Origin of the sequence: Mycobacterium timonense, assembly GCF_025821985.1 — a bacterium.
Lineage (GTDB): Bacteria > Actinomycetota > Actinomycetes > Mycobacteriales > Mycobacteriaceae > Mycobacterium > Mycobacterium avium.
The window spans coordinates 18,766-43,839 of sequence record NZ_JACKSY010000011.1; the positions used below are offsets into that span (position 1 = coordinate 18,766).

Below are 25,074 nucleotides of genomic sequence, written 5' to 3' on the forward strand. Positions count from 1 at the left end.
CTTGCGCTCAAGGCTGTTCGGAGCGCAGCGCGCCACGTCGGCGTGTCCATCCAGGAGCGGCATAACCACCACCATTTCAGAGAAACGGAGACACTCATGAGCAGTGGCATGCCATTCAACATGGACATGGCAGTGCAGGCAGCCCAGACCGCCAGCTTCCAAGGGCTGGTCGATTCAGCGCAGGCCAACAACAAGCAGATGCTGGTCATCGCCGACAGCGCGATGACGGCCAACCGCGGCCAAATGTCGAACGCCTTCCAGACCTGGCTGCAGGACGTGCACCAGACCGCCGTGAGCAGCAACCAGGTGCTCGATCAGATCCGTGAGGCGCTGCACTTCGGCATCGGGTCCACCGACGCGCAGGAAGCCTCGGCCGCCGGCGACTTCCAGAACATCACCGGCGTCGTCAGCCCTTTCCACTGAGCCGCCCGGCCCCGAACGCCGACGCAATCCAAATCCACTGACTCACAAGGAGAAACCAAATCATGGCAACTTCGGACGACGTCCACTACAACTACCCGCTCATGGAATCTGTCGCCACGCAGCTGCAGCATTGCGGCACGACCGCTCAGTCGCTGCTCGACGCAGGCCGGGCGAACAAGCAGACGCTGCTGGGCAGCTTCCACGGTGACACCGCGAACACTTTCCAGGACTGCTTCACCAAGTTCGAGCACGTCTGCCAGGACACCATCGAGGTCGTTCAACGCGGCGTGAACGCCTACCACAGCGGCACGCAGGGCATGCAGACCAACGAGAAGCAGATGATGGGCTACTTCCCGGGCTGACCCGCCGGCAGGGCTCCAGGTAGGGCGCCTCGATCCAGTGCGCTGATGGATCGGGGCGCCTTGCTGCGTGCATGGGACTGTCCGCTTAGCTCGAAAAGTGTTGGAGCGCAGGCGAAATGCCCTATCTGCCCAAGTAGCATCAACCGGTATGGCCCGAGACATTCTGGCGGCGGCGCACCTGAGCGTGGACTCGGCGCTGTTCATCAAGCGGTTGATGGACCTCGACAGTCTGCCGCCGGTGCTGGCGTTGATGAACAACGTGTACTACCCCCAAGACCAGGCACTCGTCGACGACGAGACCGTTCCCCTGCTCGTCGATGCGGGACTGATCGACCTTGACGGCAACGTCGAACCCACCCTGGCTTCATGGATGAGGGTGCTCGAACGCCCCGATATCGAGGTCACCTTGCGGGGGATGCAGGAGGACCGCATGCGGCGTGCGGTCGTCGCCCGCCAGGGCGAGACACACGTGATGGCCATGCGCCGCAACGATGAGGTCCTCATCCAGGCGGTGTGGTCGACGACGAAGTCGCTCGACGACGTGGTGTCCACGCCCATCTGGTCGGCGATGCGCGAGTCAGCTGAGGTGCTTGCGCCTGCCCCAGCCGAGTTCGAGTCGGTGACGTTCCCCCTCGACCAAGTCGCCGAGATCTCGGCGACCACCACGCCAGGGGACATGGTGCGTGCCCTGCGCGGGGAGCTGGGCGTCGACGTGCCGACCGCCAAGATCCTCAACGAGGTATCGGCGTACTCGGGCCAGCGTTGCGAGATCGTCATGCGGGAGAACTGCGGCATCCAGACCGTCGATACGAAAGCCGGTGTCTTCGTCGCCGATACCTCCTACGGGCGGGTCTTGTCGGCAGTGGGACGGCAGGGTTCCCGCCTGTGGGTGACTTTCGGGCCCGGAACCTTCGCCAGATTTCGCGCCGCGATGACCGATCTGGTGCAGCTGACCCCGAGCCGCGACTGGTTCGCTACCCAGGGTGCCCGGTGGTGACGGGCCGGTGCATCAGCGCAGGAAAAAGCGCGCTCCGCGGCGCGGAGTTTGGCCAAAATGGTGCGCTAGTGTGCTGGTGAACGCTGGGAGAATGGCTCCGGGGAATGCCCAGAGCGACAGCTGATAAGCGATCGGACCCTAGGCCGATCATGCCGTCTGATTTTGCGGGGAGAGGTGAGCCGAATGGCTGAAGATGTCGAATCGGGCAACGGCCGGCACTGGTCGGAACCGGAGAGCCCTGCCGAGGAATTGCATTCTGCACCATCTGAACCCGACCCCGCCCCGTCGACACTGTTGCCGGGGCCGCCGCCCACAAGCATCGCGCCCGCACCCCCGGCGTGGGGTACGCCCAACGCGGCCAGTGCACCGAGCGGCGCGAGCGCGCCCAGCAGTGCAGAGCGTGAACGCGGCGCCACCGGCGGTGACGACACGAGCGCCTATCCCAAGCCGCAGCCACAGTGGGGACAGCCCCCGGCGAAACGGGTCAATGGGGCACCGCAGCAACCCGAACCGGGACCGGCCAGCTTCGGGCAGCAGTCCGCGCACTGGGGTGCACAAGCCCCTCCCGGGCAGCAGTGGGGCCAGCCCCAGGCAGCGTCGCAAGGGCCGCGCAGCGGACCCGCGATGGCGCCGCGCCGGCCCCAGGCGGGGGAGTTTCGCCCCGATGTGACCCAGCAGCTGCCCCCGGTCACAGCCGATCACGAACAGCGTGGGCGCCAATCGGTTCCCGATCGTCAGCAGGCCGTGGGGCGCGGCGCCGAGGCCGATCAGTACCGCCGGCCCAGTGCTCCCATCCAGGCGGCATCCGCGGGCATCGCCCAGGAGCTGATCTCTACGGCCAACGAGGATCGCGCCCCGGTGGCCAACACGGGATGGCGCGGCGCGGCCAACAAGTCCGGGTTCAAGCTCAAGCCGGGCAAGAAAGAGAAACGGCGCCGCGATGTGCATCGGCGGATCCGCGCGCCGAAGGACACCATGTACGCGATCGCGGTGCTCACGCTCAAGGGTGGAGCCGGCAAGACGACGGTGACGGCCACCTTGGGTCAGGTCTTCTCCTCGATTCGCGCCGATGGGGTCATCGCGGTCGACGCCGATCCCGACGCCGGCGATCTGCCCTTGCGTACGGCGCAGCATCCCAACAACCTGTCGATGATGGAGATGCTCGACACCGAGCCCGACGATCTGCGCCAGCACGACCAGGTGCAGCGGTTCCTGTCGACGACCGACACTGATCTGCACGTCCTGGCCAACGGGTGGCGCGCTGACGGTGAGCGGGTGCTGGTGCCCGAGGACATTCGTGACGTCTACGAGATCGCCTCGCACTACTACAGCATGCTGCTGTGGGACGGGGATAAGGCGCTGAACTCTGCGGTAGTGCGCGAGATGCTCGACAAGTCCAATGCTCTTGTGCTGCTGGTGGAAGCGTCGAATCCGGGTGCTTTCAAGGCCGGTCAGGCCATCGACTGGCTGCGCAATCACGGCTACGAAGGGTTGTTGGCACGTACAGTGCTGGTGGTCAATGAGACGACCGCCAACACCCGGCTGGACATGCAGGCGTTGACGACGGTGCTCTCGCGCCAGCAGCTCAAGTTGCACCACATCCCCTTCGATCGGCATCTCGACGAGGGCCTGAGCATCGATTTGGACAAGCTCAAGAAGAGGACGCGGCGGGCATTTGAGGACCTCGCAGCGATGCTGGCCGACGACTTCTCCGTGCCGCAACCCCCGGCCCCGGTCGCCGCGGCGAGCTAAACACGAAGGGAGGCAACCCATGTCAGTGGTCCTGCCGGTTGATTCATTGCCCGCTGATCCGGGTGGGCAGCCTGAAGGTAGCAGCACGTCGGTCGCGGCGGTGCCCGAGCAGATTCGGGTGGCCATCCACGTGGGCGACTACAACGTCGACTCCTCGTTGGCTGCCCACGCTCCACTGTCGATCGTCATGGAAGGGCTGGTGCCGTTCTTGGCCGAGACGTTGCGGGCAGAAGGCCTCAGCGTCGACTTCTCGACCACCGGCGTGTACACCCTGGCCGTGGAAGGGGGCATGCCGTTCGCGCGCACCATGACCCTGGCCGAGGCCGGAGTTCTCGACGGCGCCCGGCTCTTGCTGCGTGAGGTGCACTCCACCGAGGTGTTCAAGCCGATCATCGAGGACGGCAGCGACGCGCTGGCCGAATTCAATGCGGTCAAGTTCGCCTCCTTCACCGACGACACAGCGCGCAGTCTGGGACTGATCGCCATCGTCGGGGGCGCCGCGCTGACCGCGGCGGTGACGATCGCCGCGTGGTGGTCGACGCCGTCGAACGTGTGGTGGGCGCCGCCCAGCGCGGCGCTGACATTGTTGGCGATTGCAGCCGCGATCGTGGCCGGGCGCCGATCGGCGCTGCGCCTGTCCTATGCCGCCGGGATGGCCGCGGTCGTCCTGGCGTTCGCGATGGGCTGGGTTGCGGTGCCGGCATACGAGAACACCCCGGGCCACTGGACGGCGGCTAACGTCGTGGCCGCCGCGTTCGCGGCCGGTGCGGTGTCGCTAATGGTGTTGTGGCTGACCAAGATCGGCATCACCGTGCACACCACGGTGGTGACGGTCGCCGTGGCCGGGGCCATCGCTGCGGGCGTGCGTACCTTCACCGGTTTCGACATGCGCCAGATAGGCACCGTCGCGGTCGTGCTCGGCCTAGGCGTTGTGGCTCTGGCGCCGGGGATGGCGCTGCTGCTGGCCGGGGTGAGGCCGCCGAGCCTGCCGGTGCCTGGTGAAGACATTGACCGCAGCGAGCTCGACGAGGCCGCGATGGCGGTCGAGGTGTTCGACGACGGCAACGACGTTCGCACGGTGGCGCTGTCCGACGATGAGGACGCCCAACTCGAGGGTCGTTCCCGGGTGTCTAACAAGTACCTCACGGGCTTGTTCATCGCCGCCGTGATGATCATGGTCGCCGGAGCGGTGGTGGCCGTCGAACCCGCCACCCATTACTTCTGGGGCGAGGTTGCCGTGGCGATCCTGTCCATCTTCGTGTTGGTGCTGCGCGGGCGTTCGCTGCCAGATCGGGTGCACGCCGTCACCTTCTTCGTGGCGGCCTTCGTCTTGCTCGTCGGGTTCAGCCTGACCATCATGGCCGGCACCTCGAACGCGGTGGCTGAGATCGGTGTGCTCGGCGGTGTCGCCGCGGTGACGGTGCTGGCGGCGCTGGCTGGCATGAAGCTGCCCGGGACCAAGATGTCGCCGATCACGTTGCGCCACATTGAAAATCTGGAGTTCCTCATGAACTTCGCCGTGGTGATGCTGGCCTTTTGGATCGTCAGCGCCTTCGCGTTCTTCCGGAGCCTGCTGTGAGCCGGCGCGCCGTGCTCATGGCGGCGCGCACGGCGGGCGTGCTGACCGCTGTGACGGCCCTGGTCGCGGTGGCGCCGTTGGGTACCGCGGGCGCGGTGCAGCCGCCGCATCCCGATGTGGCGGCCGCCCCGCCCGATGGGCCGCCCGGCCCCGATGGGCCGATGCGCAAGAACGGTGCCTGCGCCGTCGGAGGCGTGCTGCCCAACTCCGATCTGGCCAAGACGCCGCCGCCGCTGACGGCGCTGCAAATCGCGCAGGCACACAAGTTCTCCACCGGCGCCGGGGTCGTCGTGGCCGTCATCGACACCGGTGTGCGCCCCCAACCACGCCTGCCCGGGATGATTCCCGGCGGCGACTATGTCGACCCGGCTTCTGGCAGCAACGGATTCGATGACTGTGAGGGCCACGGCACCCTGGTTGCCGGCATTATCGGGGCGGCGCCGGCGCCGACCGACGGATTGATCGGTGTGGCCCCCAACGCCCAGATCGTGGCCATCCGTCAGACCTCCATGGCGTACATGCCCCAGAACCAGTCGTCGAATCCCGACGACCCCAACAACTCTCGGACAGCCGGAGACATTCGGACCCTGGCCCGCGCCATCGTGCACGCCGCCAACTTGGGTGCGCGTGTCATCAACGTCTCGGTGGTCTCGTGCGTGAAGGTGTCCAACCCGATCGATCAGGCCGCTTTGGGTGGTGCACTCAAGTATGCCGTCGAGGTGAAGGACGCCCTGGTCGTGGCCGCGGCGGGCAACGTCAACGCCTCCGTCGACTCCGGGGCCGGCAACCAAAGCTGCAAGAGCAACCCCGAAGCCGACCCGACCCACCCCGAAGATCCCCGCAACTGGTCAGGGGTCACCGTGGTGTCGACCCCGTCGTGGTTCGACGACCTGGTGCTCTCGGTGGGCTTCGTTTCACCCGACGGCGTGCGCGCCGAGAACTCCATGGCCGGGCCCTGGGTCGACGTGGCCGGCCCCGGTTCGGGCATCGTGTCGCTGTCCAACGGCGACAACGGAGTGATCAATGCCGTCCCCGGCGACCAGGGCGGGTTAGTGCCGATTGCCGGCACGTCCTACGCGGCGGCCTATGTCTCAGGATTGGCCGCGCTGCTGCGCTCGCGGTTCCCGCAAATGACCGCCCGCCAGGTGGCGACCAGGATCATTACGACGGCGCACGCTCCGGCACGCGGCGTGGACAACGTGGTGGGGCGTGGGCTGATCGACCCGGTGGCAGCACTGACCTACGAGGTCCCGGCCACCGGCGCACCCGCGGTGACCGTGCAGGCCGCTGAGCTGTCACTGCCCAAGCCGCCGCCACCGCCGGACACCGCACCGAAATGGACTGCGGCGATCACCATCGCCGCGGTGGCGTTCGTGGTGGTCGCGGTGGCCATCATCGTGACCGCGACCGGTGTGCGCCGAGGGAGGCAGTAATGGCGAAGGCGATCCGGCCGCGCAACAGGTGGCTGCGCATCCCTATGGTCTCGGCGCTGGTGTTCGGGATCGGCGTGTGGATCACGGTGGCCCTCACCCTGAGCCAGGCCCTGCCGGTGTGGGCGGCGGTGCTGATCCTGCTCGTCGCTGCGGTCGCGCTGTTCATCCCGATCCGGGGTCGTGTGGTCCTCGTCGAGTGGATGGCGGTGGTGTGGTCGTTTCTGCGGCACCGGCGCCGCCGGCTGCCTCCGGAGCTGACGCCGGCGACCGAGATCAACGTCATCTCCGGAACCGCAGGTGTGCGGTGGGACGGACAGACGCTGGTCGCTGCCGTGGAGGTCGGTCCGGAGCTGGCGTTGACCACCGAGGCGGGTGGCCGGACCGTCAGCGGGAGCGAGTTGCCTCTGGCGCTGGTGGTGTCACTGATGAGCCAGTACGGGCTCAACATCGACATCGACGTCGTCGAGGCTGGTTGCCACGTCCCGCCCGGTACCGCCTACCGGACGGTGTATTCGCAGTCGGTGGGCCCGCGACCGTTGGTCGGTCAACGGCGCACCTGGCTGGTGTTGCGGCTCAACGCCTTAGACAACCTCGACCGAATCATTGAGCGTGGTCCCTCACGCAGCGGGGGCCCCAAGGCGCTGGCCGCTGCCGCGCACCGTACGGTGCAGCGCCTGCAGCAGGAACAGATCCGCGCTTACGCCCTGTCCGCCGAGGACCTCGACGCCATGGGGGACGTGCTGTTGACGCCGGTAGGTGCGGTGGACAACCAGGAGAAGTGGTCCTACATCCGCTCGGGTCCCAACTTCATCACCACTTACGTGGGCATTCCAGAACTGTTGGCAGACGGGCAATTCGACCGCTGGTGGTCGTGGCGCACCGAGGAAACGGTCACCGTGATTCGACTGACCGGCGCCGGTGATGCCGCCACCGACGTTCAAGTCGGTGTGCTCGTCCGCTACGTCCAGCACGGCAAGGCCTACAAGCCGCTGGCCGAAGCGAAATTGGCTCGCCCGACCGGAATTCAGCGGCAGATGCTTGACGCCGGACTGCCCGGTGGCGACCGCGCCCTGCAAGCAAGGATGCCGACTGTGGGCTTCGCCGCAGTTCGTGACGTGCGGGTGCCGATCGGCCCGTCGGGCCAGATCCTTGGGCAACTCGATGAAGGCACCCTGGTGGCCGTACCACTGTGGGACCAGTCCGGGGCTCCCAAGCGGCGACGCATCGACGCCCGCGTCGGGGTGGAGGTGGCGCGCCAGCTGGTGCTGCGCGCCGTGGTGACTGGCGCCGTGGTGGCCATCCACACCGACGACCGGCAGCGCTGGGAGGGACTGGTCGCCACCGTCAACGACGATCAGCGGCTGTTCTACGCGACTGCTGGTGCACGCACCTGTGACATCGCCGTCTTCGATGGACGCACGGTCACCACCGTGCCGGCCCGCACGGTGCTTCGGCTGCTGGGCCCCGACGCGGTCGCCGGCGGCGCGGACATGACCTTGGTAGAAGGTCCCGGCCAAGTGCTGGAGGTGTCGATCGGCACCGCCGAGCCGATCACCGTGTGGACGATCCGCACCCGTGAAGAGGACCGCTACCTGGGCCTGGCCGCCGACAACATCGCGCCCCCACGGCGTGTGGTCTCCACCGCTCCGGTCCTGACGCGCACACCGCGACGCCACGCTGCGCCGGCACCGGTGAACGCACGCAGACCCGCACGGCCCGATGCCGCCGCATCGACGCCCACACCGCCAGCACCGCAATGGGCGCCGCCGCGCGCGCCGGCGCCGCCCCCGGCCGCCGAGCCGACACCCTCGGGATCCGATCGGCCCGAGTCGGCATCCAACGGAAATGGGGGGCACCGCGATCTTGGTGCACCCCAACGCGTTCCGCGTAGCCGGCGATCCTTGGACTCGCCGCCGCCGGCGCCGCGGCGCCCGCCGCGCAACTACCGGCCCCCGCCAGCCGAATAGCCGTGCGTCGAAACCGCACTGCGCGACGTCTGGCCTGACGCACGCGGGGAGGCCCCCGCGAGAGGGAGTTGCATACCTCGTCGAATGGTGCTGTGCCACACCGCTTCTGAGGCTCTTCGAGCCGGCGGTGTATCGTTTGCCTATCGAGGTGCCGGCGGCAGCAGCTCATTTGCGCGCGGAGCCGGGCGTATCGGCCCGTGGTCTCTTCGTTGAGCTCCAGGAACGGTGTCAGGCGGCGGGAGGCCTGCGCGCGCTGTTTGTTGGTGCTCGACGGATGCCGCAGGCGGCGTAATCGGCGGCGGTGCAGGCGTATTGGCGGCGGCCCCACCGGTGGTCCTCGCTGGCGGCTTGGCGCAGTGCAACCCAGGCAGCCGGCCGACGAGATCAGATCATCGGCCCGTGTGCAGGGCGTATGCCGGGTACGGCGGGGCGGCAATTCGCCGGCGGGCGGCGGGGTCGGCTCGGCGTGTCGGCGACGGGGAACCGGTGTCAGGCGATGAGATGAACAACGGATGTGGGCCGGTCTTGGCCCCGGCGGATGCACATTGCGCGCACGCAAGGCGTGATCCACCCGTGAATCTGGCCTCCATGGTTCGTGAATGTCTGGCCGCGTGTCGCGCACAAAGCGTGTGAATTATGCTGTGACCTGCGAAGACAGTATGGCCCCAGGTGACTGCCGGTTTTTTGGCGCAGCTAGGGCATCCACCCCGTGCCGGAAGGTTATGATTTGCGCATGCCAAAGACTCCAAAGCTGGTCCGGGCCCTGAATTCCCCGCCCGTCGTCATTGCAGTTGCCATGCGCAAAGGCGGTGTCGGAAAGACGACCACGGCGGTGAACCTGAGTTACGAGCTGGCTCAACTGCACGTCTTCGATGAGGCCGAGGACCAGACCCGTCCGATCCGCGTGCTGCTCATCGACATGGACCCGCAAGGCAACGCGACGACGGGACTGGGTCTACAGATTCCGCCAGACGGCGATCCGACGCCCACCATGTTCAACGTTCTCCATCCCGAGAAGCACCGCCGAGTCCCGCTCAACGACGTCATTCAGGGCACCGACTACGGCGTCGACGTCGCGCCGTCTCGTGAAGCGCTCGACGAACTCGACAAGGGTCTGGGGCCGGGGGGTCAGATGCGTCTGCGCCGTGAGGTGGAGGCCCTGCCCGCTTACGACTTCATCATCATCGACTGCCGGCCCACCCTCAACGAGCTCGCCTCGGCGGCGTTGTCGGCAGCGACATGGGTGCTGGCCACCGTGGGGACCGGTCCCGATGAAGTCGGAGCGCTGGCTTCGCTGGACGCCGCGGTGGAGAACGTGGACCTCAACAATCCCGGCATCAAGATCACCCACGTGCTGCTCACCAACTACATGAGCGGCTCTCGCGCCACCAAGGCTATTCGCCGCGCCATCGAAGAGGCCTGGCCCAAGGAATATCTGGGATCTATCTCCCGCACGGTTCGCGTCACCGAGGCCAAGGCGCACTCCCAGCCGATCTCGGTGTATGACCCCAATTGCACTGCGGCCGAGGACTATCAGCGGGTCGCGCTGCGAATCGCCGAGGAAGGACTGATCACCAATGGCTAAAGACTCTCCCATGCCGCTGCCCAACCCTCGCGGGCGTGCGGTGTCATCCGATGCCGCGCGGATGCGCGGCGTGCCCACCGGCGCGGCAGCCGCGCCGGCAGCCGTGCAACCGGGGCCCGGGGGCAACCCCGTCGCCGACCTGGTCGCTCATGATCCCGCCCTGGAACAGCTGCGCAGCCGCAAGGTCAAGCGCACGGGCTTGAACGTGCACATCAATTCCCAGGTGCACACCGCCTTCGCCGCCTTCATCGACGAGTACGAGTTGCCCAAGGGGGACGCGACCTCGTTGGCGATCCAGGAGTTCCTCGAACGTCGTGGAGTCCAGATTCCCGGCGTCGCGCGAGTTCTTCCGCCGCCGGTATCGGCTGTGTCGAATGTGGGAGACAGTCAGGGCGTCGGTGGCAATTCGGCCATCGGCGGCTAGGGTAGTTGCTGGATTCGCACAAGGTCGGAGGGTCTCCGAGGGGGAGCGAACGCAGAATTGGATGACCGATGACCAACCACACGGACAACGTTTCCGACGTAGAAACGGATGACTGTGCTGGCGCACGGCATGAAGTAGCGTCGCACCAGTTGATCCCCGCAATACCTCCGCACGCTCGGGCGGTGATCGATCCGCCGCACGTTGCGACCGAATTCTTCGCAAAACGCTTCCAGGAATTAGCTGGCAGCGTGAAGGTCCGCATGCTCGACACCGATCAGGTGCGCAAGCTCACGCCGCTGCGGATCCAGCGGATGCTCAAGGAGCAGGCCCCCGACCTGCCGGTGTCACAGACTCAGATCTACCGGTACTTCCATGGCGAGGCGCCGCCTCGGCTGGACGTGGACCTACTTCGTGGAGGGCGCCGACGAGGAGACCCCCACCGTCGATGCGCGCTACGAGTCAGCCCGTAGCGCTCACCGCGACAGGGCGGCGACCATCGATCCTCCGCACGTCGCGACGGACTACTTCGCCACCCGCTTCCAGGCACTGGCCAGCAGCATGAACGTGCGCATGCTCGACACCGATCGGGTGCGCAAGCTCACGCCGCTGCGGATCCAGCGGATGCTCAAGGAGCAGGCCCCCGACCTGCCGGTGTCACAGACTCAGATCTACCGGTACTTCCATGGCGAGGCGCCGCCTCGGCTGGACGTGCGACCTACTTCGTGCCCGAGGAGTTCCTGCCCGAACCCGAATAGATGCGCCGCGGCGCATCACACCGCGCGTCGATGTTGCGAAAAGCAACCCTCGCGCGGCAGGAGATCGCCCGAGATCAACGCCATAGACTGAGTTCACAACTCCGGCATGGTCACAGGAGTCTTTGGCAAAGGGTTTCCCGGTGGCGGTGCGGTAACGCGCCCCATGCCGGAGTTGTTTTACTCCAGAGGAATTCGGTTCTCTGGACCGCGAAAAGGGACCAGAGGCGTGGGCGGCCGACGCGAGGCGGACAGTGAGCGTGATGCGCTGCGGGCACACGTTCGGATGCGGGTGGCCTTCTGGCAGGCCCAGGATCGACGCAGCATTACCGCGGGCCCGAACTGGCTGTGGCGAGGACGGCTCGTTGCGCCGTTGCGCCTGGCCGATCTGAGTGCACCCACCGGTGAACTCATCGCTCGCCGGCGGTCGACAGGCATGCCCACCGGTGCGGTGTTCGGGGTGCCCGGGCCGCGGCAGGCACGACTTCCGCGTTGGGTAACCGCGCGCCGAGCCGCCTACTGGGCCATAGCCGCGGCCCTGCTGGCCCTGGCCGGCCGCGTCTGTTCCCGGGCGGCCGACGATCGGGCTCGAGTCGGCGTCATCGCCGGCTGGGGTGCCCTCGCGTGCGCTTCGGTGGCGCTGATCCTGGCCGGCCTGCTCGTCTGGGCGCGGCGAGATCCACTCAGGCTCACTGCGGCACAACGTCGGGAAGTCAACGCCGCCCGCCGTGTCCTGGACTGGAATCCCCTGGCCGGCGCAGGGAAGATCACCCCAGGTGGTGCATATCTGCTCGAAGGCATCGCCGTGGTCTCCGAGCTGATCGACAGCCCGGCATGGGCGTTGCCCGGCGTCGACATCCTGCGGTCGCGTTTCGATTCCGACGAGGAGATCTTCCAAATCGCCCGCGCGGCGCACAGCCTCGACGTGCATGAGGCGGCAACGGCCCAACGAGCCCAGCTGGTGACGCTCACCGGCATCGCCGAGGACGCGGTGGGCGCGCAGCGGCACCATCTGACCGACGCCCTGTTGGCTCGGCTCATGGTGCTGCACCGCTGTGTGGCGACGCTCGACGACCTGCAACAGCGGGCACGCCGGATCAGCGCGGAGACTATCGACGTCGACGACAGGGCGCTCTTCGGTGCGGCGGCCGAAAACGAACTGGCCGCGGCCGCGCTGAGAGACCTCAACAGCGACCTGCTGGCCATGGCGGACGGCTATGACCAGGCCGTCGTCTACGCCCGCGGCGCCTCTCGGCGATAAGCAGCCTAGCCAGGCGAAATGGCAGAGCCCCCGGTGGGCCTGTGCACGGGTCGGCCAGCCGGCCGCGACGGGTTCCCGCAGCGGGGACATGGCGTTTGCACAGGCTACGGCGCGACACCCGGCCTCGACGCCCAGCAGCCTTCGGCGGCTGGTCCGCGAGTTCACCGCCACAGAGAAACTTTCCATTTCGGGGAGCCGGATATGTCGTAGTCAGCGGCTAATCTAGCCCTATCGATGTGCAAATCGTAACCGTTTGGATTTGCGCATTCAGCTGCCCGTGGGGGCGACCGACTTGGGAGGTAGATGCGATGACTGAAGCCGCGGTGATCGAGCTGATCAGCATGTTGCAAACCCAACCCCGACCGTCCGATGAGGACTGGTACAGCCAGGCGGTCTGCCCGGAAACCGACCCGGATGCGTTCTTCCCGGAGAAGGGCGGCTCGACCGCCGACGCCAAAAAAGTCTGCCGTGGCTGCCCGGTCAAAGACCCGTGCCTGCAATGGGCGCTCGACAACGACGAGCGCTACGGCGTGTGGGGCGGTCTGTCCGACCGCGAGCGCCGCCGCCTCAAGCGTGGTGCCCCCAGCGAGTGGGTCGGCGAGCCGCGCCGGCTGCCCGCCATCGCCGCCTCCACGGTTGAGTGGTACGAAGACCAGGACGCGAGGTTGGCCGGATGACGCGGCCCGCCGAACGGTCCGCCGACCGCGGACGCATCCCCGGACTTGGCGAAGAGCAGCCCCCCGCCGAGGTGATCGACGCCTACTGGATGATCGCCGACCTGGCCGCCTACGGATGGGTTCCCAAGCGCCTGGAATTCGACGCACACACCGCAACCGCCTTCGTCACCGCCGCCGCACCCACACGGCGCACCGTCACCGTGAGCTGGGATCTGCGGGGCAATCGCGCAGCACGCCAACAGGTTCCCGCCCCCACCGTGTCGCGCCGGTTAATCGACCTAGCCCGCGCCGTGGCCAGCCTGGGACAAAACGACGCCGAAACCGGCGACGAGTGGCTCACCCAACTGTGCTGGCTGGCGCAGATGCACCTGCGCCCCGCACACCGCCACCAAGACCACTGGCGCCGCAGCGACCCCCTTCCCATTCTGTCGGCGCAGGAGCAGCCCCGGACGCGGGGACGCTGCGCGGCGTGGCTGATCGCGCGGCTGGTCGGCGAATACGGCTGGCACGTCAGCGATATCGGCGAGGAGGACGTAGCCGGGGGTGGGTTCGTCGCCGACATCCCCGGTGATGTGCAGGCGATCTTTCCGGCCACCATGGAGTACGACGGCACCGCGGCGGCCGCGCTGGCACGGATGCTGCCGACGTTGCCATCCGAGGACCTGTACCTGCTGCGCGATATGGACTATCGGGCGCTGTGGGCGGCAGGGCGTGGCACGGGGGACCGCTCGTGAGCGTCGCCGACGTCGTGCTAACCCCCACGGCATGGATACCTGACTACCTGCACGGGTCGCTGCGGCACTGGCAGGCCAACCGACTGCCGCCCGCAGACCCACCCCGGCGCTACGACGGCGATCAGGTCATCCACTGCGTCGGCCGCATGCAACACCTCCTCGACATCGCCCTCGGGCGGGCGCCGCGATCTCGATGCGGCGTGCGCCTGGTCCAGGCGTCACCGACGGCACTGCTGCAGGACGGCGCCCCGCTCTGCCCGGCCTGCGCGCGCATCACCCACCCGCCCACCGACCAAGTCGAGGCCTTCAACCACCGCAGCGACGACACCGTACCGACGCGATGAGCGCACCGCGCCTCGAACCGGAACTGGTGCGCAAGCACCTGCTGGACGCACTGACCCGTACCAACGGCCATGCGACGACCTCCCAGCTACGCCAACTGCTGCTGGACTGGGCGCCCGCACTGGTCAACGAGATCATCTACCGCAACCTGGTCGTCCTCGAACACCGCGGCCAGATCCGGCGCCTGCGGCTACCCGGACGCCGCCACGTCGCCTGGACGATCACCCCCGCCCCCACCCCACCCACAGGAGGTCACGACCGATGACCACACCACAGGCCGCCGAGCCCTACGTGCTGGCGATCCCGGTCGCCGACATCTTCGCCGGCCACACCGTGATACACCCCGTCGCGCCCAAGCCATGGCCGACGACTTCGACCAGCGGCTCCTGGGCGTCATCGAGGTCTCTGACCGCGGCCCCGATCAGCACCCGCGATACGCCGTCGTGGAAGGCCAACACCGCTGGGCCGCAGTGGCTTTGCGTGACCCCTCCGCCGCGATCGCCGCGCGCGTCCACAGCGGCCTCAGCGTCGCCGAGGAGGCTCAACTGTTCGTCGGCATCGACGTGCAGCACAGCCGGCTCACGACATGGAACCGTTGGAAGGCCCGCCGCGCCCAGCGCGATCCCGACGTCATCGCCATCGAGGAAACGGTGGCACGGGCGAAGCTGCGCGTCGACGAAACACCCAAGGACGGGCATCTGCGCTGCACTGCCATGCTCGAGAAGGTCGCCAACAGCCGCGGCGGGCATGGCCTGCTGCGCGACGCTCTACGGCTGCTACACGAAACCTGGGGGCCGCAGCTCGGCGCCTACGACGCGGCTCTGGTAGGCGGCATGGCCGTCTTCCTCGACGCATTCGGCCAGGACGAGAACTTCGACTGCGACACCCTTGTCGACGCGCTGATCGACCTCGCCCCCGAACGCGTCGTCTTCCTCGCCAAGGCCAAGAAGGCCGGCGGCAAACACGGCGGCGGGGCGCTGCCAAAGTTCGTCGCGATCACCTTCCATGAACGCTTCAACCTGCACCGGGCCGCCGGTGCGCGACTGGTCATGCCCACCGGCTTTCGGGGCGTGCTGCGTGCCGCCACGCCCGAAGCCCGCCGGGCGGCCGCGTAGCGCCTCCGCATGGACCAAAGCCTCAGCCGGGGACGTGTTATGTGCCCAGGTCACACGGGCTGTGTGGGGGCCGAGCGACGGAAAGGGACCGCCGGGCCGGTACTTCAACCCAATAAGGAGCACAGCAGAAAGGGAAGCCACGATGGGTAGCAGCAAGTCACCCGACGCCGGGCCGGGCGGCAGAACCCGGTCCGGCGCTGACCCGCAGTGCGTCATCCCCGGCTGCACCGACCCGGTCGGCCACTCGGGAGACACCTGCCCGGACTGCCTCGATGACTTCGGGCCGTACCTCCGCCACAGCGACGCCCCCGCCTTGGCCCGGCAGCAGATCGCCGACCGCGACGACGCGGTCAAACTGGCCCTCGCGCTGCAGCACCAGGTGCGCGAAATCAACCAGACGCCGGCCGCGCTGCGAAGCAGGCCGGCATGACCACAGTCGAGCGGCGACCCACCAGAATCGATCAGCAGCCAACACCCGAGGACTACGGCAGGCAGCCCCCGCACGACGACAACGCTGAGCAATCGGTGCTCGGCGCCCTGATGTTGAGCAAGGACGCGATCGCCGACGTCCTGGAAATCATCGAGCCCGGCGACTTCTACGCGCCACGACACCAAACCATCTTCGACGCCATCTTGGATCTGTTCGGACGCGGAGAACCCGCAGACGGCGTCACCGTCGCCGCCGAACTCGACCGCAAGGGCGTCTTGCGGCGCGTCGGCGGCGGCCCCTACCTGCACACCCTGCTGGCCATCGTGCCCACCGCGGCCAATGCCTCCTACTACGCCCGTATCGTCGCCGAGAAAGCCGTTCTGCGCCGCCTCGTCGAGGCCGGCACCCGGGTGGTCCAATACGGTTACGCCGGCGCCGACGGCGCTGAGGTCAGCGACGTCGTGGACCGGGCACAGGCCGAGATCTACAACGTCAGCAACCGCGACCGCCGCGAGGACTACGCATCGTTGGCCGACCTGCTCCAGCCGACGATGGACGAACTCGACGATCTGTCCACCCACGGCGGTCTCGCGCGCGGGGTTCCCACCGGATTCATCGAACTCGACGAGCTCACCAACGGCCTACACCCCGGGCAGATGATCACCGTGGCCGCACGCCCAGGCGTAGGAAAAGCGCTCGCGCTCAATACGATTCTGCCAACAACGAGTGGGTGGACCACGATGGGCGACGTCGCCGTCGGCGACTATCTGCTCGGAGCTGACGGGCGGCCCACGCAGGTGGTCGCCACCACCGCCGTGCTCTATGGCCGGCCCTGCTACGACGTGCACTTCTCCGATGGCACCGTCATCACCGCCGACGAACAGCATCAGTGGCCCAGCCGCCGCGGGATCGTGATCACCGCCGAACTGCGCGCCGGTGACCTGATCCCCACCGCCGCGCCCATCGAACTGCCCGAGGTCGCCCATCAGCTCGACGACCCCTACACGGTGGGCCGCTGGCTGGGCGCAGACCGCACCGTCGAACTCAATGGCTACGACACAGTGGTGGTGCGGTATCTGCGGGGCTCCCTGCGACAGCGCCGCGCCATGCTGCGCGGACTGCTGCAAGCCAGCGACGTCACCGGCGGCGCCGGCGACAGCTCCACCATCACGGCGGCCTGGCGCCGGCCCGAGCACCGCACCTTAGCCGTCGAGCTACTCAACGGCTTGGGCCATGTCGTGGCCCCAGGTTTTGCGGGTACACCGATTCACGTTGTGGCCGGCGAGCGCACGGTCACCGCCGTGTTGCCGCGGCACAGCGTCGCCGTGCGCTGCATCCAGGTGGACAACGACGACCACCTCTACCTTGCCGGCAGCGGCATGGTTCCCACCCACAACTCCACGCTCGCACTGGATTTCATGCGATCCTGCTCGATCAAGCATCAAATGGCCAGCATCATCTTCTCGCTGGAAATGAGCAAGTCCGAGATCGTGATGCGCCTGCTGTCAGCCGAGGCCAAGATCAAGCTGGCCAACATGCGCGCGGGGCGGATGAGCGACGATGACTGGACCCGACTGGCCAAGAAGATGAGCGACATCAGCGAAGCGCCGCTCTTCATCGACGACTCACCGAATCTGACGATGATGGAGATTCGCGCCAAGGCCAGACGCCTGGCGCAAAAGACCGACCTGAAACTGATCGTGGTCGACTACATGCAGCTGATGACCTCGGGCAAGCGCTTTGAAAGCCGCCAGCAGGAAGTCTCGGAATTCTCCCGAACCCTCAAGCTCATGGCCAAAGAGCTTGACCTCCCGGTGGTAGCCATCAGCCAGCTTAACCGCGGTCCCGAACAACGAATGGATAAGCGGCCCTTGATATCCGACCTTCGCGAGTCAGGCAGCATTGAGCAGGATAGCGACGTCGTCATGTTGCTGCACCGACCCGATGCGTTCGAGCGTGACCACCCACAGGCCGGCGAAGCAGAGATCATCATCGGCAAACACAGGGCGGGCCCGTGCCGCACGATCAAAGTTGCCAGCCAACTTCATCTCAGCCGGTTCTCAAACATGGCGCGCGGCGGATACGGCGCGGAAGATACTGGCAATAGGCAGAACTGGTGATGCGTGAACCGCGATCCGCGGCGCTGATAAACAGCGTACAGCAAACACAAGGGGAGGGTAACCGTCGTGGGATTCTATGACACGGCGTGCCTCGTCAGCGGGGTGAACCTGAGGGGGATCGAGGCCACCGCCGTACTGCTACAACGCACGGGAGCCGGGCAGTATCACCCGATCGCACTCGGGATCCAGGGAACCTATGACGGGTTCGGGTGCATCGACGGGGTCACTGGCGATGCAAATGCAGCCGCGCTCACAAGGTTTTTCTCCCACGCGCACCGCCAGGGCCGATTCATCGCCCACGATCACACCCACCACGGCGACCCTGACTGGTTCGACCCCGACATCGCGATCGAATCTCTGCTCTACCTCATCGAGCGAACCACGACGCGCGCCAACCTCTTCGGGGGACCCTACCCGCCGTGCACTCTGCTCGACGGGCATCCCGTGGTCCTGACACTGATCGCCCAACCCGTGTGGGATGCGCTGGGAGAACACCACATCCGCGGACCGCGTAGCGATCTGGCCGCCACAGCCTTCGGCGCGGGAGTGGAGACCGCCGCGGCCATCTACGGTCGAGACTTCGACCACCTCACCCAACCACTGCAACAACTCGCCGCCGTCTCCCACTTCATCGCCACGCAGCCACGGCTGCGGTGGGCCCCACCCGGTGAGCCCGCACAGCGGTACCACCGCGGCGTTGGCGGCAAATTCAGTGCCGAACAGAGCCGACACTTTGTCGACGTCGCACGCCGCGACTACCGCCACGACGCTCGGTTGCAGAGCGCCCTCGACGACTACGTCAAGAAGGTGGATTGACAATGGCGTCTGAGGCACCGGTTACGACGCCGGAAAACGCTAGAACACAACACAACACAACACAACGTTGCGTGAAATGTGGCCACGAAGACCACGCCGACATCCAGGCAGCGAACACCATCCTCGCCCGGGCAATTCCGCCCGCGCTCACCTCCGGACCGGAGGCAACACCCACCACGGGTGTGCTCGCGCAAGCGAGAAGACCCGATGACGCGCAAGCGGCATAGGGAATCACGCGATCTTCAGTCGCGTGAGGAGGTCAAACCGAAAGATGGCGACGGCCCCGGGCTACCGGATCACCGTCGAGCGGTTTACGTAAGGGAGTGAACATGACCGATGTTGTCGACAGGGCAATGCGATTCAACGAAGACGCGTATGTGATCGCGGCGGCCGATCCGACGCTGGTCCACGATTTAGTGACAGAGGTGAAAACTCTACGTGAAGCCCTCTACATCACTCAGTGCACCTCCTACAGCCTCGGCACGCAACTGGCGGACATCGCCGAAGCGATGGGGATGGACCGCGACAGCGAGGATCTCGCAATCACACCGCGCGCGATAGCCGCACTCTCGGCAGTGCCCAAGACCTGACATAGGGGTGGCCGTGCATCGGCAGGTCAGGAAAGAAAGCACCGCACAGTTATCGGCGTCGGGTCACACGAAAGGAAGGCCATGTACGGCACCCTCGACGAGATTCCTTGGAACACAGTCACGGCAGTCATCGGGCCAAGCGGAAACGCTGTGGGCATCGACAGTGACGGTTACGCTGTGTGGTTCAACGGACCACACAGAGGCCAGCGCATTCCGCTGGGCGCAGGTGGACCGTGGAAGTTGGCAGACGTCATCTGCCGCCGACACGGCCGCAAGATGTACAGCGAACACGATCGGCCAGGTTCACCGCTGCTGTTCTTCCATACCGACGACGACACACGCTGCCTCCCGGCATGACCGCCCGCAAGCGGAAGTGTCCGACGCCGACCAAGATTCAGTATCAGACACGCGGCGCGGCGGAGGCTGCGCTGCGGAAGCCGTTCCGCCACGTGCTGAAAGCGCCGACCCGATGCTACTGGTGCCGTGGCGGCCACTGGCATCTCACCACGAGAACCTGACGGCCCGCGTTAGGTCGTCGGTCGTCGCACCTATGGTGCTCCGAGTTGCTCGCTGCGGTCCGCCGCAGGCCCGCCGGCCTGACCGCTGGGCCACCTCATGGCGTCGGCCGTCAGCAAGCGAGCCGGAGAGGGGTGAGCAAAAGGCCACGCTTTCAGTGAATTGCCAGAAAAATCATGTGCCGCACCCCGGGGTATGCACCTGACTGGCTCGTAGCATTCCCATCGTGGCACGGAATCGGCGGTTGCTCGAGCTCGTTGGTGCCCGGCAGCACGCGAAGCGTGAGAGACCGGATCGTTGACCGACGGCCGGAGTGATATCGAAGCTGCGGGAAGTGATTCGGTCCTGCAGTGGGTGTCGGCGCTGACGCAAGAGCCTGACCGGATAACTGTGTCACAATTGGCCGTTTCGCGTCTGCAGGGCCGCTTGTCGGCGCGGACGCAAGGCCTCGATCACTCCCACGCGAAAGCGCTGGCGCAATGCCCGGACCTGCTACCGCCAATCGTTGTGCACGAGAGTTCATTGCGAGTCATAGATGGCTTGCATCGCGTTCGTGCGGCCCAGATTCGTGGCCAGGACGAAATCGCAGTTGCAATTTTTGACGGCGGCGAGGAAGAAGCTTTTGCGTTAAGTGCACTGCTCAATACCCGACACGGCTTACCGCTGGCCCTCGAGGAACGTAAGGAATCAGCGGCCAGGATTTTGCTGAACAACCCTGAGTGGTCTGATCGATTCGTGGCGAGCTTTGTTGGTTTGTCGCCCAAGGTGGTCGCGAACATACGGCAGCGTTCAACCAGCGATAGTCGTCAGTTGAACAGGCGGATTGGGCGGGACGGCAAGGCGCGTCCGGTAGATCCCGTCAGTGGCAGGCTGCGGGCCGCGGCGTTGCTCACGCAAACTCCGGGCCTTTCCTTGCGTCAACTTGCACGCGCGGCGGATATCTCGGTGTCGACCGCGCGTGATGTGCGCATTCGTTTGGACAATGGTGATGATCCTGTTCCGGAACGTTTGCGGGGAGCACTGGATGGTCGGGATGGTGGCGGCGCTGACGTGCTGTCGCCCGGCGGGGAGATGCCAACACCTGGCGAGCATGGAGAGGCCGGGAGTGACGAGAGGCCGCCGACGGTCAGCATGGACATCCCCTGGGGAGATGAATTGCGTGCAGAACGCAAAGCGGTGTCCTTCGACGTGGTCCTGGAACGACTGAAGAGGGATCCCGCCGTGCGGTTCAATGAAGCTGGCCGACACTTGATTCGGCAGCTGCTCGCGGCACAGGCGGCGGTCACGAATTGTCGGCAGGTGCTCCCGTTTGTCCCAACGCATAGCTTGGGCACCGTTGCTGATCTTGCTGTGACGCAGGCACAGGCGTGGCAGCAGTTGGCTGAGCTGGCCGACGCGACGGTTGAGACGACGCAGGCCCAGTAGCCGCACGATCCGATTGATTCCCGCCAGTGTTTGGCCGCGATCAGCTTCAGGTCAAACACGAACGGCGCTAGGTGGCTACTATTACCAGGCTAGATACCTTGCGGGATAGGCATTTTCCAGCATCCACTGATCAAGAAGAGTGTGTCGAACATGTATCCGATGAGGGAGCACAACCTTGGCCGACGCTGATGACGACGCCGAACGCACACAGACCGAAGCCGCCATCACCGCTCTGGTCAGCCGCGCTCTCGGCGACCCGCAACAGCCAGAGCCACAGCCTCACGAAGAACTTCGCGCGCTCGGGCTTGATTCCCAATCCCTTGTCGCGCTGATCGCCACTGTGGAGCGTCAGTTCGGGATTCAGTTCGGCTTGGACACACCACCTGAGGCGTTCACCAGCATCGCGCAGCTCACCGATGAGGTGCGTCGGCTGAGTTCGGCCCCGCTTGCGAATTGAGAGGCAGACCATGGGAGTTCTTGTGACCGGCGCGACGGGCAGCGTCGGAATCGGCTTACTTCTGGAAATGCTGAAAAGCCCTTCGACAGAGATCGTTTGTTTGGTCCGCGGCAGCGATGACGACACCGCGCAACGCAGGCTGCGCAGCAGCCTTCTGGAAGCAGCCGAGGTCTACGAGTGCGCCGAGCTGGCCGAGGCCATCACGACGCGGTGCCGCGCCGTAGCCGGCGATGTGACCGAGCCCGGCTGCGGAATCGACGACCTCCAATGTCTGGGTGACGTCGACGAAATGTGGCACCTCGCCGCCTCGTTGCGCTACCTGGACAAACATGAGGCCTCCATCCGGGCGGTCAACGTCGAGGGCACCCGCCAGGCCATCGCGTTGGCCCGCCGTGCGGGCATCGAGGTCTTCAACCACGCCAGCACCATTGGGACAGCCGGAGCGCAATCCGGCATCCATTACGAGGAACCCATCGCTGCCGACGCGCCGATGAACAACGCCTACGAGCGCTCCAAACGCGACGCCGAATACCTGGTCAGCGCCGCTGGATTCACGACGGCTCGGATCATGCGGTTGCCGATCATCATCGGTCATAGCCGCACGTACGCGATGGCGGCCTGCACCCCCAGCGGTATCTACACGCTGATCAACGAGATGAGTCGGTTCCAAGCCGAAGTCGCCGATCGGCTCGGCTCCTACCTGAAGCATTACGGTGTCCAGGTCATCGCGCAGCCGGACGCGCGCAATGCCGCGCTACCCATCGATCGTGTCGCGCAGGCGATGGTCACGTTGAGTCTGCGCGGCGCGGGATCGGGCTTCTACACGATAGCCAACACCGCTCTGGGCAACGTCGGTGTGTTGATGGCAGGTATCGCCGATGCGCTGGACATCTGTGAGCCACGTTTCGTCCAGGATCGCGCGATGTTGACCTCGATCGATCAAATGTTCACCGACAAACTGCGTTTCCACGCACCGTATTTGATGCAAGATCACGTCTACGACTGCTCCAACCTGTTGCGCTACGTCAACCCTGAGGTGATCAATTTCGCGACCCCGCGCGAGGTCCTTGCGGCCTATGCAGAGCACCACCTGGCGCACAGCGGATCGCCGGTGGCGGCCGTGGGAAGCATCGAGGGGTAGCAGTATGGATTTCACGCGCCCGGAAACAGTGGACATGCGGTACCGGAGCGGGCAGCGCTGCCCGACCCGCAACGGTGGCGAACTCTACGTCGAAGTCGACGGCCAGGGGGCGCCGATCGTGTGTCTGAACAACTTCTTCATCGTCGCGCCCGCCTGGCGTAATTTCACCCCGACGCTGGTGCAGCATCACACCGTGGTGAAATACGACCTGCAAAATCAGGGCGTCTCCACCCAGCGTGGAACCGAGTTTTCGCTGGGCGAGCACGTCGAGGACCTGTTAGATCTGCTGGATTTCCTTGCCCTGGACAAGGCCACGCTGCTGGCGTCATCGATCTCCACGCTTATCGCGCGTGACTTCGCGCTGAAATACCCCGAGCGCGTGAGTGCGGCCATCATGGTCGGCCCCGCCTTCACCCCGTACGGCAACACCCGGCTGCAGCTCGTGCTGCGCGATCTGATGTATCGGCTGGACGCCGGCGGGGCACGGGCGGTCTTTGAGTATCTGTACCCGCTGGTGTTCGCCGGCGCCCAAGTCGAAAAGGGCGGCACGGCCAGCTATCTGGGGCTGCGGCAGCATTTCTTGGCGCTCAACTCAGAGGCTCAGATCCGGGCGTGTCTGGCCGGCGTCATCAACCAGCCTGATCGCCCAGATATGTTGGCGCAACTGGCGGTTCCGACCATGTTCATGATCGGCGACGGCGACCACCAATGGTCGCCGAGCATGCTCGAGGATGCCTGCGCGCTGTTGCCGGGCAGTCGTGGATGCGTGATTCCGCGCAGCGGACATATGCCGATGGTGGAGCAGACCGAGCAGTTCGAGGTGGCCGTGCTCGATTTCGTCGCATCGCTGGAGCATCGCGCTGCGGCGACAACAGCAGCGGGAACGTGATGGCCGGCCGGGCACGCGTTGAGGACACCGCGACCTCGCCCGACTCCAACGAAGCCGGCGTGGCCGACGATGGCGTGTGGTTGCAGGCGCTTTCGGAGCTGACACCCGTACCCCGTCAGTACGCCTGCCCGAGCGTCGCCTCCGCAGACGCCACAACCTTCCTGGGGTGCGATGCGGCCACGCTGGCGGCGCTGACCGATCACGGATTGCCCGCCTACCCCTCTGGATACGACCAGTTCGACCTGATCAATCTCGCGCTGCATGCACGCTTGGGCACATCGATCCCCGAGATCAGCCTCGGTTTTCTGCTGCGCTTCATCACCGATGATCCTGCGACCTGGACGACGTCGATGAGGTGGAAGTTCAGCGCCCAAGGCAGCTGTGCTCCGCACAGCGATGAGACCGCGGCCCGCGACCGCACGCCTGTGGCGGGTGAACGCTGGGTGGTGTGGGCGCCTGAGGCCGGGCACAACAACACCGCGCCCCAGGCCGCCAACGGTAAAGCCACCGTGGTTGGACCTACGTTGGCGTTCTCGTGCGAGACCGCCACCGCCGGCAGGGCCGCGGTCATCCACTCCGCACAGATCCGCGCGGTCGTCGATGAAATTATCGACGCCGGTTACACATTCGCGCGGATGCCCACCGCAGCGCAGCGAGACGCCGCCTGGATGCGAGGACGCCGGATCTTCGACTGCGTGAGCATCAGCGCCGAGCTCGAGCATCGATTCCTAGCGCGTGGGCTGCAGTGCCGCACCCGTTATGGGTGGCTTGCCGCGCTCGCCGCATCCGGACATGCCTGGATCGAGGTACTCGACAACGACGACCAGTGGAAGCCCATTGACCTCGCGCTGCGGTCCCTCGCGCAGATCCTCTATCCCGAACACACGCAGTTCCAACAGTTTTGCCTCGGGTCACGGCTGAATCGGTTGATCCCCACCGGCTGCCCGATTGACCAATCGCTGATCACCCACGTCTGCGACGGCGTTATGGACGATGATGGCTACCGGGTGAGCATTCAGCAGCTACGGGATTAGCGCGCCGGCGGCCTCGAAGGCGAGGTCTTTGAGGAGCTCATTGACCCCCGCCGTGATCGGGGCAGCGACCGCGTCGCGATACAGGCGCGCAGGAATGGAATCCTCCTGATAACCGTGGGCGCCCACGGCTTATCTGTAGGTCACCGCTCAAACCGACAGTCTTACGGCGTGCCTACCTGGGCATTTATCACAAGAAACATGTATTCTTTGATGGTGGAAACGGGCAGAAGATTCGGTCGGCGACACACCGGCC

The 25,074-nt window shown here is 66.1% G+C and carries 25 protein-coding genes and 2 pseudogenes; 26 read left to right on the top strand and 1 reads right to left on the bottom strand.

Going from position 1 to position 25,074, the window contains the following annotated elements; all coding sequences use genetic code 11:
* Positions 1 to 96: 96 nt before the first annotated feature.
* The 26 genes and pseudogenes from H7I87_RS03190 to H7I87_RS03315 all read left to right on the top strand — a co-directional run bounded on the left by H7I87_RS03190 (position 97) and on the right by H7I87_RS03315 (position 24,821).
* The gene (locus H7I87_RS03190) at positions 97 to 423 is read left to right on the top strand and encodes a hypothetical protein (RefSeq protein WP_139800135.1); all 327 of its coding nucleotides are present in this window, start codon (positions 97 to 99) and stop codon (positions 421 to 423) included.
* Positions 424 to 485: 62 nt separating this feature from the next.
* Positions 486 to 785 carry a WXG100 family type VII secretion target gene (locus H7I87_RS03195; RefSeq protein ID WP_023900966.1) on the top strand — a complete coding sequence of 100 codons (300 nt, stop codon included), beginning with the start codon at positions 486 to 488 and terminating at the stop codon, positions 783 to 785.
* Between the two features lie 148 nt (positions 786 to 933).
* A complete protein-coding gene (locus H7I87_RS03200; RefSeq protein WP_023900965.1) occupies positions 934 to 1,782 on the top strand; it encodes an ESX secretion-associated protein EspG in 849 nt (282 codons plus the stop codon).
* Positions 1,783 to 1,965: 183 nt separating this feature from the next.
* Positions 1,966 to 3,534, top strand: coding sequence for a CpaE/TadZ family protein (locus H7I87_RS03205; RefSeq protein ID WP_083071525.1), 1,569 nt, complete (start codon positions 1,966 to 1,968; stop codon positions 3,532 to 3,534).
* A gap of 19 nt (positions 3,535 to 3,553) precedes the next feature.
* Positions 3,554 to 5,113, top strand: a complete 1,560-nt coding sequence (gene eccD / locus H7I87_RS03210) for a type VII secretion integral membrane protein EccD (protein WP_083071526.1) — start codon at positions 3,554 to 3,556, stop codon at positions 5,111 to 5,113.
* 17 nt (positions 5,114 to 5,130) lie between these two features.
* Positions 5,131 to 6,546 carry a type VII secretion-associated serine protease mycosin gene (mycP, locus tag H7I87_RS03215; RefSeq protein WP_083071540.1) on the top strand — a complete coding sequence of 472 codons (1,416 nt, stop codon included), beginning with the start codon at positions 5,131 to 5,133 and terminating at the stop codon, positions 6,544 to 6,546.
* Positions 6,546 to 8,513: a type VII secretion protein EccE gene (gene eccE, locus H7I87_RS03220; protein ID WP_167380290.1), complete on the top strand. Its 1,968-nt coding sequence runs from the start codon at positions 6,546 to 6,548 to the stop codon at positions 8,511 to 8,513. Before mycP ends, eccE begins: the two co-directional genes overlap by 1 nt.
* A gap of 733 nt (positions 8,514 to 9,246) precedes the next feature.
* A complete protein-coding gene (locus tag H7I87_RS03225; RefSeq protein ID WP_139800136.1) occupies positions 9,247 to 10,098 on the top strand; it encodes a ParA family protein in 852 nt (283 codons plus the stop codon).
* Between the two features lie 10 nt (positions 10,099 to 10,108).
* On the top strand, positions 10,109 to 10,522 hold the full coding sequence (locus H7I87_RS03230) for a hypothetical protein (protein WP_083071529.1): 414 nt from the start codon (positions 10,109 to 10,111) through the stop codon (positions 10,520 to 10,522).
* A gap of 182 nt (positions 10,523 to 10,704) precedes the next feature.
* On the top strand, positions 10,705 to 10,992 hold the full coding sequence (locus H7I87_RS03235; protein ID WP_264002559.1) for a hypothetical protein: 288 nt from the start codon (positions 10,705 to 10,707) through the stop codon (positions 10,990 to 10,992).
* Positions 10,934 to 11,368, top strand: coding sequence for a hypothetical protein (locus H7I87_RS03240; protein ID WP_264002560.1), 435 nt, complete (start codon positions 10,934 to 10,936; stop codon positions 11,366 to 11,368). The genes H7I87_RS03235 and H7I87_RS03240 overlap by 59 nt, the downstream gene beginning before the upstream one ends.
* A 135-nt stretch (positions 11,369 to 11,503) precedes the next feature.
* A complete protein-coding gene (locus tag H7I87_RS03245) occupies positions 11,504 to 12,535 on the top strand; it encodes a hypothetical protein (protein ID WP_139800137.1) in 1,032 nt (343 codons plus the stop codon).
* Between the two features lie 341 nt (positions 12,536 to 12,876).
* Positions 12,877 to 13,113, top strand: a pseudogene (locus H7I87_RS03250) (WhiB family transcriptional regulator); the annotation flags it as partial.
* Positions 13,114 to 13,208: 95 nt separating this feature from the next.
* Complete coding sequence (locus H7I87_RS03255; protein WP_023900834.1) at positions 13,209 to 13,946, top strand: hypothetical protein; 738 nt, start codon at positions 13,209 to 13,211, stop codon at positions 13,944 to 13,946.
* Positions 13,943 to 14,290, top strand: coding sequence for a hypothetical protein (locus H7I87_RS03260; RefSeq protein WP_083071532.1), 348 nt, complete (start codon positions 13,943 to 13,945; stop codon positions 14,288 to 14,290). Before H7I87_RS03255 ends, H7I87_RS03260 begins: the two co-directional genes overlap by 4 nt.
* On the top strand, positions 14,287 to 14,553 hold the full coding sequence (locus H7I87_RS03265; protein ID WP_083071533.1) for a hypothetical protein: 267 nt from the start codon (positions 14,287 to 14,289) through the stop codon (positions 14,551 to 14,553). The genes H7I87_RS03260 and H7I87_RS03265 overlap by 4 nt, the downstream gene beginning before the upstream one ends.
* Positions 14,554 to 14,644: 91 nt before the next feature.
* Positions 14,645 to 15,403, top strand: a pseudogene (locus tag H7I87_RS03270) (DUF6551 family protein); the annotation flags it as partial.
* Between the two features lie 142 nt (positions 15,404 to 15,545).
* Complete coding sequence (locus H7I87_RS03275) at positions 15,546 to 15,833, top strand: hypothetical protein (protein ID WP_023900836.1); 288 nt, start codon at positions 15,546 to 15,548, stop codon at positions 15,831 to 15,833.
* The gene (gene dnaB, locus H7I87_RS03280) at positions 15,830 to 17,953 is read left to right on the top strand and encodes a replicative DNA helicase (RefSeq protein WP_083071535.1); all 2,124 of its coding nucleotides are present in this window, start codon (positions 15,830 to 15,832) and stop codon (positions 17,951 to 17,953) included. Before H7I87_RS03275 ends, dnaB begins: the two co-directional genes overlap by 4 nt.
* Positions 17,954 to 18,019: 66 nt before the next feature.
* Positions 18,020 to 18,769 carry a hypothetical protein gene (locus tag H7I87_RS03285; RefSeq protein WP_023900838.1) on the top strand — a complete coding sequence of 250 codons (750 nt, stop codon included), beginning with the start codon at positions 18,020 to 18,022 and terminating at the stop codon, positions 18,767 to 18,769.
* Between the two features lie 329 nt (positions 18,770 to 19,098).
* Positions 19,099 to 19,359, top strand: a complete 261-nt coding sequence (locus H7I87_RS03290; RefSeq protein ID WP_090417666.1) for a hypothetical protein — start codon at positions 19,099 to 19,101, stop codon at positions 19,357 to 19,359.
* Positions 19,360 to 20,172: 813 nt separating this feature from the next.
* The gene (locus H7I87_RS03295; RefSeq protein WP_083071536.1) at positions 20,173 to 21,300 is read left to right on the top strand and encodes a ParB/RepB/Spo0J family partition protein; all 1,128 of its coding nucleotides are present in this window, start codon (positions 20,173 to 20,175) and stop codon (positions 21,298 to 21,300) included.
* Positions 21,301 to 21,475: 175 nt separating this feature from the next.
* Complete coding sequence (locus H7I87_RS03300) at positions 21,476 to 21,757, top strand: acyl carrier protein (RefSeq protein WP_023900841.1); 282 nt, start codon at positions 21,476 to 21,478, stop codon at positions 21,755 to 21,757.
* A gap of 22 nt (positions 21,758 to 21,779) precedes the next feature.
* The gene (locus tag H7I87_RS03305) at positions 21,780 to 22,898 is read left to right on the top strand and encodes an SDR family oxidoreductase (protein ID WP_167380291.1); all 1,119 of its coding nucleotides are present in this window, start codon (positions 21,780 to 21,782) and stop codon (positions 22,896 to 22,898) included.
* Positions 22,899 to 22,902: 4 nt separating this feature from the next.
* On the top strand, positions 22,903 to 23,787 hold the full coding sequence (locus H7I87_RS03310) for an alpha/beta fold hydrolase (RefSeq protein ID WP_023900843.1): 885 nt from the start codon (positions 22,903 to 22,905) through the stop codon (positions 23,785 to 23,787).
* Positions 23,784 to 24,821, top strand: coding sequence for a hypothetical protein (locus H7I87_RS03315; RefSeq protein ID WP_023900844.1), 1,038 nt, complete (start codon positions 23,784 to 23,786; stop codon positions 24,819 to 24,821). Before H7I87_RS03310 ends, H7I87_RS03315 begins: the two co-directional genes overlap by 4 nt.
* Here the strand turns inward: H7I87_RS03315 and H7I87_RS03320 are convergent.
* The gene (locus H7I87_RS03320) at positions 24,810 to 24,947 is read right to left on the bottom strand and encodes an acyl-CoA dehydrogenase family protein (RefSeq protein WP_139800138.1); all 138 of its coding nucleotides are present in this window, start codon (positions 24,945 to 24,947) and stop codon (positions 24,810 to 24,812) included. The two genes, H7I87_RS03315 and H7I87_RS03320, sit on opposite strands and share 12 nt — an antisense overlap.
* Positions 24,948 to 25,074 lie beyond the last annotated feature (127 nt).

Coding starts and splice junctions, on each gene's coding strand:
- H7I87_RS03190 (WP_139800135.1), top strand. CDS start 97: ATGAGCAGTGGCATGCCATTCAACATGGACATGGCAGTGCAGGCAGCC.
- H7I87_RS03195 (WP_023900966.1), top strand. CDS start 486: ATGGCAACTTCGGACGACGTCCACTACAACTACCCGCTCATGGAATCT.
- H7I87_RS03200 (WP_023900965.1), top strand. CDS start 934: ATGGCCCGAGACATTCTGGCGGCGGCGCACCTGAGCGTGGACTCGGCG.
- H7I87_RS03205 (WP_083071525.1), top strand. CDS start 1,966: ATGGCTGAAGATGTCGAATCGGGCAACGGCCGGCACTGGTCGGAACCG.
- eccD (WP_083071526.1), top strand. CDS start 3,554: ATGTCAGTGGTCCTGCCGGTTGATTCATTGCCCGCTGATCCGGGTGGG.
- mycP (WP_083071540.1), top strand. CDS start 5,131: ATGGCGGCGCGCACGGCGGGCGTGCTGACCGCTGTGACGGCCCTGGTC.
- eccE (WP_167380290.1), top strand. CDS start 6,546: ATGGCGAAGGCGATCCGGCCGCGCAACAGGTGGCTGCGCATCCCTATG.
- H7I87_RS03225 (WP_139800136.1), top strand. CDS start 9,247: ATGCCAAAGACTCCAAAGCTGGTCCGGGCCCTGAATTCCCCGCCCGTC.
- H7I87_RS03230 (WP_083071529.1), top strand. CDS start 10,109: ATGCCGCTGCCCAACCCTCGCGGGCGTGCGGTGTCATCCGATGCCGCG.
- H7I87_RS03255 (WP_023900834.1), top strand. CDS start 13,209: ATGACGCGGCCCGCCGAACGGTCCGCCGACCGCGGACGCATCCCCGGA.
- H7I87_RS03265 (WP_083071533.1), top strand. CDS start 14,287: ATGAGCGCACCGCGCCTCGAACCGGAACTGGTGCGCAAGCACCTGCTG.
- H7I87_RS03275 (WP_023900836.1), top strand. CDS start 15,546: ATGGGTAGCAGCAAGTCACCCGACGCCGGGCCGGGCGGCAGAACCCGG.
- dnaB (WP_083071535.1), top strand. CDS start 15,830: ATGACCACAGTCGAGCGGCGACCCACCAGAATCGATCAGCAGCCAACA.
- H7I87_RS03290 (WP_090417666.1), top strand. CDS start 19,099: ATGACCGATGTTGTCGACAGGGCAATGCGATTCAACGAAGACGCGTAT.
- H7I87_RS03310 (WP_023900843.1), top strand. CDS start 22,903: ATGGATTTCACGCGCCCGGAAACAGTGGACATGCGGTACCGGAGCGGG.